10 protein-coding genes are annotated in these 13,026 nt (G+C 61.6%); 8 read left to right on the plus strand and 2 right to left on the minus strand.

The window, feature by feature from the left end; translation table 11 throughout:
* Positions 1-324 precede the first annotated feature (324 nt).
* The gene (locus AC3WN7_RS01635) at positions 325-894 is read right to left on the minus strand and encodes an NUDIX hydrolase (RefSeq protein WP_102673124.1); all 570 of its coding nucleotides are present in this window, start codon (positions 892-894) and stop codon (positions 325-327) included.
* 3 nt (positions 895-897) lie between these two features.
* Positions 898-1,965, minus strand: coding sequence for a DUF2333 family protein (locus tag AC3WN7_RS01640; protein WP_102673125.1), 1,068 nt, complete (start codon positions 1,963-1,965; stop codon positions 898-900).
* Between the two features lie 483 nt (positions 1,966-2,448).
* On the opposite strand from AC3WN7_RS01640, the gene gcbA reads away from it, so the two are divergent.
* The 8 genes from gcbA (at position 2,449) to AC3WN7_RS01680 (ending at position 12,939) form a co-directional block, all read left to right on the plus strand.
* The gene (gcbA, locus tag AC3WN7_RS01645) at positions 2,449-4,119 is read left to right on the plus strand and encodes a diguanylate cyclase GcbA (RefSeq protein ID WP_095964769.1); all 1,671 of its coding nucleotides are present in this window, start codon (positions 2,449-2,451) and stop codon (positions 4,117-4,119) included.
* A 955-nt stretch (positions 4,120-5,074) separates the two neighbouring features.
* Positions 5,075-6,118: a methyl-accepting chemotaxis protein gene (locus AC3WN7_RS01650; RefSeq protein WP_442963888.1), complete on the plus strand. Its 1,044-nt coding sequence runs from the start codon at positions 5,075-5,077 to the stop codon at positions 6,116-6,118.
* A gap of 177 nt (positions 6,119-6,295) precedes the next feature.
* Positions 6,296-8,050, plus strand: coding sequence for a protein-disulfide reductase DsbD (locus tag AC3WN7_RS01655; RefSeq protein WP_095964767.1), 1,755 nt, complete (start codon positions 6,296-6,298; stop codon positions 8,048-8,050).
* 132 nt (positions 8,051-8,182) lie between these two features.
* The gene (gene aroQ, locus AC3WN7_RS01660) at positions 8,183-8,638 is read left to right on the plus strand and encodes a type II 3-dehydroquinate dehydratase (protein WP_007971361.1); all 456 of its coding nucleotides are present in this window, start codon (positions 8,183-8,185) and stop codon (positions 8,636-8,638) included.
* Positions 8,639-8,662: 24 nt separating this feature from the next.
* Entirely contained in the window at positions 8,663-9,127 is a 465-nt protein-coding gene (gene accB / locus AC3WN7_RS01665; RefSeq protein WP_095964766.1) for an acetyl-CoA carboxylase biotin carboxyl carrier protein, read from the plus strand.
* A gap of 17 nt (positions 9,128-9,144) precedes the next feature.
* The gene (accC, locus tag AC3WN7_RS01670) at positions 9,145-10,503 is read left to right on the plus strand and encodes an acetyl-CoA carboxylase biotin carboxylase subunit (protein WP_095964765.1); all 1,359 of its coding nucleotides are present in this window, start codon (positions 9,145-9,147) and stop codon (positions 10,501-10,503) included.
* A gap of 273 nt (positions 10,504-10,776) precedes the next feature.
* Positions 10,777-11,655, plus strand: a complete 879-nt coding sequence (prmA, locus tag AC3WN7_RS01675) for a 50S ribosomal protein L11 methyltransferase (RefSeq protein WP_095964764.1) — start codon at positions 10,777-10,779, stop codon at positions 11,653-11,655.
* A 30-nt stretch (positions 11,656-11,685) separates the two neighbouring features.
* A complete protein-coding gene (locus tag AC3WN7_RS01680) occupies positions 11,686-12,939 on the plus strand; it encodes a DUF3426 domain-containing protein (protein WP_102673126.1) in 1,254 nt (417 codons plus the stop codon).
* Positions 12,940-13,026 lie beyond the last annotated feature (87 nt).

Raw genomic sequence — 13,026 nt, forward strand, 5'->3', positions numbered from 1 at the left:
CTCTTCGGAGGACAAAGACTGGTCGCAGCACTTGGGAAGGCTATCGACCGCGAAGCCCCACTCAGGCAGGGGCAGCGCTACTGAAACGGCAGAGCTTTTTCGAAACACGCTAACGTCCATCGGACAAAACGCGTCTTCTCTGTAGGAGCGAGCTTGCTCGCGATGAACTCAAGGACGACGCGTTCATTCTGGATGCCCGCGTTATCGTTGACGTCCATCGCGAGCAAGCTCGCTCCTACAGTTACAGCGATACCGTTACAGTTTAAAAAGGTCGCGCAGTGTAACGGCAAAAACGCCGATTGCTAAGAGCCAATCGGCGCCAATTTATAGCTGTTTTGCGACGTTGCTTTGTTGAGCCTTCAGATAGCGCTTCAACGCCGCCAGAGAGTCCGGGCAGTAAGGCTTTTCCGCGATCTCCAGCATGACCTGATCGATGGGGATAAAGCGCGCTTCCAGCACCTCTTCCGGTTGCAGGGTCAACGGGCCGTCCCACACCGCCGAGAACGCCGAGCACCACAGGCGATTGCCGGTGTCCTCGAAGAAGAAATGGTCATGGGCGGTCAGCTCCACGCCACTCACGCCCAGCTCTTCTTCCAGCTCCCGGGCCGCCGATTCGGCGTAGGTTTCACTGGCGAGCACCATGCCCCCCGCTGCCACGTCCCAGTAACCGGGATAGATCGCCTTGCTCAGGGTGCGGCGATGCACGCACAGCTCGCCAGCGGAGTTGAACAACATAATGTAGGTGCCGCGCCCGATCAGCCCGCGCTCGCGCAAGTCGGAACGGACCAGGGCGCCGAGCAGGTTGTCCTGCTCATCGACCCAGGCGATCTGTTCGGCATCGGAAGCCGCACGGTGCGCGGCCTCTCGCATTCCATCGACAGAGTTATCAACCATGACTCAGCCCTGATTGAGCAATTGACGCAAATCGATCACCGCGGCGTTGGCCCGGGAAATGTAGTTGGCCATGACCAGCGAGTGGTTGGCCAGCACGCCGAAGCCGCTGCCATTGAGGATCATCGGGCTCCACACCGGCTCCTGCGACGCTTCCAGTTCACGAATGATCTGGCGCACGCTGACCGTGGCGTTTTTCTTGGCCAGCACATCGGCGAAGTCGACTTCGATGGCGCGCAGCAAGTGCGACAAGGCCCAGGCCTGACCGCGGGCTTCATAGAACACGTTGTCGATCTGCAGCCATGGCGTTTCGACGATTTCTTCATCGACTTGCGGCGCCACACCCGGTGTCACGACCTCGGTCTTCAGCGCAGTGTTGAGCTTGACCCGACCCACACTGGCCGACAGCCGTTGCGACAGCGAACCCAGGCGGGTACCGACATCACCCAGCCAGTTGTTCAGGTTGTCGGCACGGGCATAGAACAGCGCGCTCTTCTGGTTCGGATCGGACAGGCGCGCCTGATAGCGGCTCAGGGAGTTGATGCCTTCCTGGTACTCGGACTCACTGGACGGCAGCACCCAGCTCTTGTTGTCGAAGTTGAAACGCGGCTCGGCCTTGGCCAGGTCGGCGTCTTCGGCGGACTGCGACTGCGAACGGGCGAAATCTTTGCGCAACGCCCGGCTCAGGTCGCGGACCTGCACCAGCACGCCATATTCCCAGCTCGGCATGTTGTCCATCCACAGGCCTGGCGGGAAACGGTCGTTGGATATATAGCCGCCTGGCTTGGTCAGCAAGGTGCCGGCGACGGTCTTGAGGGTTTCCACCGTGGTGTAGCCGACGACCATCTGCTTGCCTTCTTTCTCGGCCGCCAGTTGTGCGGTCTGCTGGACCGGGAAGAGCGCCGGCTCCTGGCTCCAGTACCAGCCCAGGACACTCGCCACCAACAGGTAGATGCCCAGCAGAGTGGCCAGCGCCCGGCTGAACAACAGACCGCCCAGGTAACTGCGGGTCTCCGACTTCGGTTCAGCAGTACGTTCAGGCGCACTGCCTGTGCGGTTCTTCCAGTCCAGCATGGCGATATCCTTTCAATCTCTTGAGTTCAACGGTTCGACCACAACCATACAACAACGTGCCTTGGCCCGGCACCCGCCATTGCACCGATGCGGAAAATTACCAGGCTTGTGGATGAAAAATGTTCCTGGCCTCCCGACGACGCTACGACCTTCAAAATCCGGCTAATGCCCTGAACTACCGCCTAAGGGAATCCCCTACCCCCCGAAACCGAAAAAAAGGGCCACTGCGCAGAGGCTGGAAAATCATGAATCTCCAAATGCAGGTCACACTTCAATTGCCGCCCCACGCCCACCAAGTGCCCTGAATAAAGCGCTTCACACCCGCACACCGCGACTTTAAAGGCCAAAACCAGACTGATCGGTCACAAACTGAATGAGGTTGCATTGCAGATTATTGACGTACAGCACTCATGTAACGGAAAAGTGATGCTAGCATAGAGCCACCAGTCGACCTCAGTGTGCACCCTAACTAGTAGTCAGGATATGACCGAGCCAGAAGACCCCAGCCGCGAGCGCCTCAAGCACCACTTTGCCCAGCGGGTAATTCATCAGGCTCGTCAGATTCTTGAGATATGGCAGCGCCTGCAACGCAGCGAGTGGTCCACCGCCGACCTGTCGGAACTGAGCGAGGCCAATCTGCGCCTGCTGCGTTTCGCCGAGCGCTTCGAACAACCGGAACACACGCAACTGGCGCGTCATATCGGTCAATCCCTGGAGGCGGTCGACGCCAACCGCGGACGCCTGAGCAGCGGTCTGATCACCGACCTCAACCGCTTGATGCAGCGCCTGTCACGCACCGGCCTGCGCCATGGCGACCAACTCGATCAAACCTTCCTGCCGCCACTGCGCAAGCCCATCTATGTGATGCTGCAGGATCACGACCGCGCCGAGCGCCTGGCCAAACAACTGGAATTCTTCGGGCTCAGCGCCCAGTCCCTGGACAGCGTAGACGCGTTTCGTTCGTCGATGGTCGAGCGCTTGCCCGCGGCGATTGTCATGGACGTGGACTTCAGCGGCCCCGGCGTCGGCCTGAAGCTGGCCGCCGAAGCCCAGGAAGGCCTGGACCATCGCTTGCCGCTGCTGTTCTTCAGCCTGCACGAAACCGACACACCGACCCGCCTCGCCGCCGTGCGCGCCGGAGGCCAGGAGTTCCTCACCGGCACCCTCGAAGCGTCGAGCCTGCTGGAGAAAATCGAAGTCCTGACCTGCGTCGCCCAGTACGAACCTTATAAAGTGTTGATCATTGACGACTCCCGCGCCCAGGCCCTGCACACCGAGCGCCTGCTCAACAGTGCCGGGATCGTCACCCGGACGTTGATCGAGCCGATCCAGGCCATGGCCGAACTGGCGGACTTCCAGCCGGACCTGATCATCCTCGACATGTACATGCCGGCCTGCACCGGTACGGAACTGGCCAAGGTGATCCGTCACAACGACCGTTATGTCAGCGTGCCGATCATTTACCTGTCGGCCGAAGACGACCTGGACAAGCAACTCGACGCCATGAGCGAGGGCGGCGATGACTTCCTGACCAAACCGATCAAGCCCCGGCACCTGATCACCACCGTGCGCAACCGCGCAGCAAGGGCCCGCAACCTCAAGGCACGGATGGTCCGCGACAGTCTCACCGGCCTGTACAACCACACGCACATCCTGCAATTGCTCGAAGACTGCTCGTTCCGCGCCCGTCGCGAGAACAAGCCACTGAGCTTTGCCATGCTCGACATCGACCATTTCAAACGGGTCAACGACAGCCACGGCCACCCCATGGGCGACCGGGTGATCAAGAGCCTGGCGCTGTTTCTCAAGCAACGCCTGCGCAAAACCGACTTCATCGGCCGCTACGGTGGCGAAGAATTCGCCATCGTCATGCCGGACACCGATATCGAAGCGGCCTACAACGTGCTCGATGAAATCCGCCAGCGTTTTGCCGAGATTCATTACCCAGCCCAACCCAAGGACCTGTGGTGCACCTTCAGTGCCGGGGTGGTGGAGTTCTGCGAAAGCTCCGACAGCCTGATGATGGCCAGCCTGGCAGACGAGGCGCTGTACCGTGCCAAGGGCGGCGGACGCAATCGCGTACAGGCCGCCCGCACATCAAAGCAAAGTGCCACTTTTTCATCGGAATCGACCGATTCGGTCATAACCCTGTAACAGAAACGCAATAACTTCAGGCGCTTACCATTTCTGCCGTTGGTAGTCCTTAATGCGCCTGAAGCTGCTGACCAATCTCAATACCCTCCTTTTGGTGGCCGTGTGCGTGGCCCTCGGCGCTACGCTGTGGTGGTCGCAAAAAGCCCTTGAGCGTCCGTATCTATTAATGGAGCGCTACCTGGGCCTGTCGCAGCAGTTTCAGAATGAAGTCGCCCGCAGCGTCGAGGATTACCTTGGCAGCGGCGATGCCCTGCGCCTGAACAGTGCCGCCCAAGGCATCGACAGCCTGCAAAAACAACTCGGCGAATTGCCACCCGCCCTGGCCGAGGCCTTGCGCCCGAGCCTGTCGACCCTTGAAGAATTCAGCAAAACCGACCTGCTGGCCGCCGGCAAACTGGCCGGCGATCCGCAGGCCCTGCTGCTGCAGGCCGAACGGGAACTGGGTGCCAGTCTCGATCAGCTCAGCCAGTACGCCAGTGGCAATGCCGCCTATCTGACGCCGCTGCTCATCGCATCGCAGCACCTGGGCAAGTTGTCCCTGGCGCGGGACAAACTGGTCAGTAGCGGCCGCAGCGAGCTGGCCGCCGACGTCGAACGTGAAGTGACCAACATCCGCACCCAGGCAGAAAAGCTCGATGCCCTGCCCTTGCTGGGGGTGACCTCCAGCAGCGAATCGAACGCCGATGATTTCGCCGCGATGATGGGTCTTGAGCACCAGGAAAAAACCGTCGCCGAAGATGCCGGCGTCGGCCTCAAGCGAGAGCTCAACAGCCTGCTCACCCGCTACCCGGCCGAGCTCGCGCGCACCCGCGATCAAATCGGCAAACGCGCTGACCTGAGCAGCGCGACTCACCTGAAAATCGCCGACGTGCAACAGGCCATCGCCGGACTGGAACCGGTGATACGCGCCCAGCACGGGCAGATCCAGGGTGAAGTACGGCTGATGCAAGGCGTGATGATCGGCTTGATTCTGTTGATCGCGCTGCTGATCGACACCTTGCAGCGCAAACTGGCCCGGACCCTGACCAACCTCGCCCCGGCCCTGTCGACCTGGGCCGAAGGTGACTTCAGCCGCGACATTCAACTGGGCAACACCAACCGCGAACTGCATGACATTGAAGCCTCGCTCAACCGCCTGCGCGCTTATCTGGTGGACCTGGTAGGGACCATCCGCCTCAATGCACAGCAAGTGGCCGGCAGCAGCCGCACCCTGGCGGACCTGAGCAATGATTTGCATGACGGTGCGCAACATCAGGCCGGCGACACGGCGCTGATCCGCGACTCTCTGAGCGAACTGGAAGCGACCATTCAGCAAGTCGCCGGTGACGCCAGCCAGGCCGCCGACGCCAGCCGCCACGCCGGCCTGGCCGTGGAGCACGGACAGAAAGTCATCGGCCTGAGCCTTACCGGCCTGCATGCGCTGGTGGATGAAGTGCAAGGCAATGCGCAAATGATCGAACACCTGGCCGAGGAGTCGGCCACCATCGGCGGCGTGTTGACGGTGATCCGCTCGATCGCCGACCAGACCAACCTGCTGGCCTTGAACGCTGCCATCGAGGCGGCCCGGGCCGGGGAAATGGGCCGCGGCTTTGCCGTAGTGGCGGAAGAGGTGCGCTCACTGGCGCAACGTACCGCCGGGGCCACGGCAGAAATCCAGACGCTGATCGCCGGGCTGCAAACCGCCGCGCGGCAGTCGGTGGAAGGCATGCGTGCCCAGGTCGAACACGCCGAAGCCACGGCCAGCCAGGCCCAGGCCGCCGATGGCGCGCTGGATAAAATCGTCGGGGCGATCCAGACCATTTCCGACACGGCGGTGCGCATCGCCGATGTCACCGCCCAGCAAAGCGGCGCGGTCAGCGAGATTCGTGATCACAGCGAGCGGATTCATCAGTTGGGCGGGGATAACTTGCTGCGCATTGGCGAAGGTCGTGAGCAAGGGGAGAACCTGCTGGTGCTGGGTGGGCGATTGCACACCGCCGTTCAAGCCTTCCGCGTCTGACCGACCGCCTTCGCGAGCAAGCCCGCTCCCACATTTAACCGCACCTCCATGAAAGAACGCGGTCACCTGTGGGAGCGGGCTTGCTCGCGAAAGCGTCAGAAAACCCACCGCAAAACTCCCCCTGTACACCGGCCCACTGTCCGCTATCATCCCCCCATTCCGATACGCGAGATCGTCATGCGCCGTTTGCTCTGCCTGCTGCTTTTAGTGTTCGCCCTGCCGGCCAGCGCCACCGGCTTGCTGGAAAATCGTCCCAATTCGACCCTGGGCTCGATCAACAACAGCGCCGACTTCCTGCCCGTGCGCGAAGCCTTCCAGTTGAGCCTGGTAGAAAGCACGCCGCAATCGATCAAGCTGCGCTTCGTCGCCACTGAAGGCTATTACCTCTACCGTCACCGCTTCCAGTTTCGCGCCGATCCGGCCGAAGTCGTGCTCGGTGCGGCGAAACTGCCCGATGGCCAGAAAAAGCACGATGAGTACTTCGGCGACGTCGAGGTGTACCACGGCATTCTCGACGTCGAACTACCGCGCACCGATCAGCGGGCCTTCACCCTGGCCGTGACGTATCAGGGTTGCGCCGACAAAGGCCTGTGCTATCCGCCGGAGACCGAGCGCCTGAGCATCGACGGCAGCGGCGCGGCGACGACGACGACGACGGCATCTCAATGGAGCTGGCGCGAACTGGCATTGTTTTTCCTCGCGGGCCTGGGCCTGACGTTCACACCCTGCGTGCTGCCCATGCTGCCGATCCTGTCCGGGGTGGTGCTGCGCGGCCAGGTCGGTGGCTGGCGCGGTTTCAATCTGTCACTGGCCTATGTCCTGCCGATGGCCGCGTGCTTTGCCCTGCTCGGCGCGCTGATGGGCCTGTTCGGTGCCCAGCTCAATCTGCAGGCGCGGCTGCAATCGGCCTGGGTGCTGGTGCCTTTTGCGATGTTTTTTGCGCTGTTCGCGCTGGCGATGTTCGGCGTCTTCGAACTTAAGCTGCCGCACGCCATCAGCAGTCGCCTGGACCGCATCGCCGGTCGCACCGAAGGCGGGTCACTGTGGGGCGCCGCGGTGTTGGGCGTGGTCTCCAGCTTGCTGGTTTCCCCCTGCGTTTCGGCACCACTGGCCGGCGCGTTGCTGTACATCAGCGCCAGTGGCGATGCGCTGGGCGGCGGCCTGAAACTGTTCATGCTCGGCCTCGGCATGGGGGCACCGCTGTTGCTGGTGGCCACCGGTGGCGCAGCCTGGTTGCCAAAAAGCGGTCCGTGGCTGGTCTACGTGAAAAACGCGATTGGCGTGTTGTTGCTCGGGTTGGCCGTCGGCCTGCTCAGTCGCGTCCTGCCGGGCCAGGTCACCTTGCTGCTGATCGGTTTGCTGGCCGGCGGTGTCGGCCTGTTCATGGGGGCGCTGGAGTTCGTCTATAAACCACCACGCAAACGTCTCGGACAGCTGCTCGGCATGTTCCTGGTGTTTTACGGGCTGGCCTGCTGGTACGGCGCGTTCAGCGGCCAGACCGACCCGTTCAACCCGATAGGCCAGCCTCGCATCGTCGACAACCGCGGCCAGGAGCAAACCACCAGCGCCTGGCAAACCGTCAGCACGCCAGCCGATCTGGACCGCGCACTCGCCGACGCACGCTCCTCCGGCACACCGCTGCTGCTCGACTGGTATGCCGACTGGTGCATCAGTTGCAAAGTCATCGAGCGTGAGGTGCTGGACGACCCTGTCGTCATCGAACGCCTCAAGGGTTACCGGCTGATCCGCTTCGACATCACCGCCAGCAACGCCGAGCAACGCGCCTTGCTCGACCGCTACCAGTTGTTCGGCCCCCCGGCCCTGATGTTTTTCGGCAAGGACGGCGTCGAACGCGTCGATGTGCGGGTGATCGGCGAGATCAACGCCAGGGACTTCGCCGAACGTGTTACCAGGGCGAATGACCGCATTTAATCAAGCAGTCATATATTTCGCGCAAACATCGGTCATCGTGCTGCCTATTGCAGAGAACTGGACAGTCACAAAGGCTTTGCGGCATAGTCGCCGGGTTCTGACAATTGCTCACAGAAAATAAAGGAACAGCCGATGGCGACCCTACTGGTTCTGCACGGACCCAACCTGAACTTGCTCGGCACTCGTGAACCGGGCACCTACGGCGCCACGACGCTGGCGCAGATCAACCAGGACCTGGAACGCCGTGCCCGCGAAGCCGGTCACCATTTGCTGCACCTGCAAAGCAATGCCGAGTACGAATTGATCGACCGTATTCACGCTGCCCGCAGCGAAGGCGTGGACTTCATTTTGATCAACCCGGCAGCTTTTACACATACAAGTGTCGCATTACGTGACGCGCTGCTGGCGGTGAGCATCCCATTCATCGAAGTGCATTTGTCCAACGTGCACAAACGCGAACCTTTCCGCCATCACTCTTACTTCTCCGACGTAGCGGTGGGAGTGATCTGCGGCCTTGGCGCCAGCGGTTATCGACTGGCCCTGGAGGCCGCCCTGGAACAGCTTGAACAACAAGTTAACCGCCCCTGACCGACCCTTGGGAGTTGATGATTCATGGATATCCGTAAAGTTAAGAAACTGATCGAATTGCTGGAAGAGTCCGGCATCGACGAGCTCGAGATCAAGGAAGGCGAAGAGTCCGTACGCATCAGCCGTCATAGCAAGACCCCGGCTCAACAGTACTACGCGCCGGCTCCAATGCATGCTCCGGCTGCTGCGCCTGTCGCTGCCGCCGCTCCGGCTGCCGCTGCCGCACCTGCTGCTGCCGCCGCACCAGCGCTGAACGGCACCGTTGCCCGTTCGCCGATGGTCGGTACGTTCTACCGCAAGTCTTCGCCAACCTCGCCGTCCTTCGTTGAAGTCGGCCAGACCGTGAAGAAAGGCGACACCCTGTGCATCGTTGAAGCCATGAAGATGATGAACCACATCGAAGCTGAAACCAGCGGTGTGATCGAATCCATCCTCGTCGAAGACGGCCAGCCGGTTGAGTACGACCAACCGCTGTTCACCATCGTTTGAACCGCGGAGAGCCTTTGATGACTGCGAAGTTGGAAAAAGTTCTGATCGCCAACCGCGGTGAGATCGCCCTGCGGATCCTGCGCGCCTGCAAAGAAATGGGCATCAAGACCGTCGCCGTTTACTCCAAGGCTGACAAGGAACTGATGCACCTGGGACTGGCAGACGAATCCGTCTGCATCGGTCCGGCATCGGCCGCCCACTCCTACCTGCACATTCCGGCAATCATTGCCGCAGCCGAAGTGACTGGCGCCACCGCCATTCACCCGGGCTACGGCTTCCTTGCGGAAAACGCCGACTTCGCCGAACAGGTCGAGAAATCCGGCTTCGCGTTCATTGGCCCGAAAGCCGAAACCATTCGCCTGATGGGCGACAAGGTATCGGCCAAGCACGCCATGATCGCAGCTGGCGTACCGACCGTTCCGGGTTCTGACGGCCCGCTGCCGGAAGACGAAGAAACCGCTCTGCGCATTGGTCGCGAAGTGGGTTACCCGGTGATCATCAAGGCCGCTGGCGGCGGCGGTGGTCGCGGCATGCGCGTTGTGCACAAGGAAGAAGACCTGATTTCCTCGGCGAAACTGACCCGCTCCGAAGCAGGCGCGGCGTTCGGCAACCCGATGGTCTATCTGGAAAAATTCCTGACCAACCCACGCCACGTGGAAGTCCAGGTTCTTTCCGATGGCCAGGGCCAGGCTATCCATCTGGGCGACCGCGATTGCTCGCTGCAACGTCGTCACCAGAAGGTTCTTGAAGAAGCGCCGGCACCGGGCATTGACGAGAACGCACGTCAGGAAGTCCTCGCACGCTGCGTCAAGGCGTGCATCGACATCGGCTACCGTGGAGCAGGCACTTTCGAGTTCCTGTACGAAAACGGTCGTTTCTACTTCATCGAGATGAACACTCGTGTCCAGGTAGAGCACCCGGTTTCGGAAATGGTCACCGGCATCGACATCGTCAAGGAGATGCTCAGCATCGCCGCCGGCAACAAGCTGTCGTTCACCCAGGATGACGTGGTCATCCGCGGTCACGCGCTGGAATGCCGGATCAACGCCGAAGACCCGAAAACCTTCATGCCGAGCCCTGGCACGGTCAAGCATTTCCACGCTCCAGGCGGCAACGGCGTTCGCGTCGACTCGCACCTGTACAGTGGCTATGCCGTTCCGCCGAACTACGATTCGTTGATCGGCAAGCTGATCACCTACGGCGCAACCCGTGACGAAGCCATGGCGCGCATGCGCAATGCGCTGGACGAGATCGTGGTTGACGGGATCAAGACCAACATCCCGTTGCACCGCGACCTGACCCGCGATGAAGGCTTCTGCAAAGGGGGCGTGAACATTCACTACCTCGAGCACAAGCTGGCTGGCGAGAAGCACTAAGCTTTAGCTGGCACATGACAAAGCCGCCTCCGGGCGGCTTTGTTGTATCTGGACATTTCATCAGATAGGTGGCTTTGCACAATCCCTGTGGGAGCGGGCTTGCCCGCGAAGACGTCGGCACATCCAACATCAATGCGACAGACAGTACGCATTCGCGAGCAAGCCCGCTCCCACAGGCACAGCGGACTCCCACAAAACCCCCGCTCTCGCGTAAACTTGCGTCCTTCTCGCAGCCCGCCTGGCTGCAATCAACATTTTTCAAAGGTGCCCGCCATGCCTTGGCTGCAAGTACGTCTCGCCATCAGCCCAGAACAAGCCGAAACCTATGAAGACGCTTTCCTTGAAGTGGGCGCCGTGTCGGTGACCTTCATGGACGCCGAAGACCAGCCGATCTTCGAGCCGGAACTCAATACCACGCCGCTGTGGTCGCACACGCACCTGCTGGCCCTGTTCGAAGGTGGCACCGAGCCCGGCCCGGTACTGGCCCACCTGGAGCTGCTGACCGGCAGCCCGCTGCCTGAACACCACAGCGAAGTCATCGAAGACCAGGATTGGGAACGCAGCTGGATGGACGGATTCCAGCCAATGCGTTTCGGCCAGCGCCTGTGGATCGTGCCGAGCTGGCACGCCGCGCCGGAACCTGACGCAGTGAACCTGTTGCTTGATCCGGGCCTGGCGTTCGGCACCGGCACCCACCCGACCACCGCACTGTGCCTGGAATGGCTCGACGGTCAGGACCTGAAAGACTGCAACGTGCTGGACTTCGGCTGCGGTTCGGGGATCCTGGCGATCGCCGCGCTGTTGCTGGGCGCCAGGGAAGCCGTGGGCACCGACATCGACGTGCAGGCGCTGGAAGCGTCCCGCGACAACGCCGGGCGCAATAACATCGCTGATGAGTTGTTCCCACTGTATCTGCCGGAAGATTTGCCGCAGGTTCAGGCCGATGTGCTGGTGGCCAACATTCTCGCCGGCCCGCTGGTTTCCCTGGCGCCGCAGCTGTCCGGCCTGGTCAAGTCGGGCGGTCGCCTGGCGCTGTCGGGCATCCTCGCCGAACAGGGTGACGAAGTCGCTGCCGCCTACGCCAAGGACTTCGACCTGGATCCGATCGCCAATCGCGATGGCTGGGTGCGCATCACTGGCCGTCGGCGCTAGAATGTCCGCCTGCATAATCCGGAATGCCGCATGACCGATAGCTTCGTCACTCAGTGCCCGCATTGCCAAACCAGCTTCCGCGTCAGCCATGCCCAATTGAGCATGGCTCGCGGCGTGGTTCGCTGCGGCTCCTGCCTGCAGGTGTTCAATGCCGCCAGGCAATTGCTTGAGCAGGCCGGCAAGGAACCACCGGTAGCGGCGCCGCTACCGCCTGTGCAGCCTGCCGAACCGCTCGAGCCATCGGCACCGCGCGTCATCAGCCAAAAGCAATGGAGCGTGACTGAACTGGACCTGGACAGTCTCGACCTCGACGAAGAACTCGCCCGGCTCGAACAGCGGGAAATCCAGCCGGCCACCGAGCTCGGCCGCCATCGCGACGACTCGCTGAGCGCCCGTCGCGACAGCACCGGGCAGGATGACGAGGAGCCCTGGTCCGACAGCCTGTTCAGTGAGTCGGCGGCCGATCGCGCGCAAGTCGACGAACCGTTAGACCACCCTGAATTGCCAGAGCCGACGGCTGAACCGGGCAAAGTCTCGCGCACCGAACCTTCGCTGTCCCTGGAACCGGTCGATCTCGACGACGAACTGCAGCCACCCCAGTTGCGCTTGCATGACCCACTCGATGCGCCACTGCACCACGAACGCCTGTCGGCCGCCGACGAGAACGAAATCGACGACAACCTGCCCTCGATCGAACCGTTGCGCAAGCGACGCGAACGCAGCGAGGCAGGCCCGCGTGCCGAAGTGCTGCAAGACCTGACCGACGACCCGCTGCAACTGGACTGGCAAAAACGCCGCTCGCCCTGGGGCCGACGGCTGTTGTGGTTGCTGCTGGTGCTGATTGCCGCTGGCGCGCTCGCCGGCCAGTACATCGCCTACCATTTCGACGAACTGGCGAGACAGGATCAATATCGCCCGTGGTTCCAGCAACTGTGCCCGCAAATCGGCTGCACGGTGCCCTCCAAAGTCGACATTGCAAAAATCAAAAGCAGCAACCTGGTGGTGCGCAGCCATCCTGAATTCAATGGCGCGCTGGTGGTCGATGCGATCATCTATAACCGTGCAACCTTTTCCCAGCCCTTCCCGCTGCTGGAACTGCGCTTCGCCGACCTCAATGGCCACCTGATCGCCAGTCGCCGCTTCAAACCCGGCGAGTACCTCAATGGCGATCTCGAAGGCATGGCGGAAATGCCTCCGCAGACGCCGATCCACATCGCCCTGGACATTCTCGACCCCGGCGCCAAGGCCGTGAACTACAGTCTGAGCTTCCACTCTCCGGAGTGAAACGCTTCATCGCTCCCCGATTGAAGTCGGCTTTCTGACTCCCCCTGGCCAACCAAACCACGGGTAATAACAGAATAACTGTTCAGA

The organism is Pseudomonas sp. FW305-70, assembly GCF_058783925.1.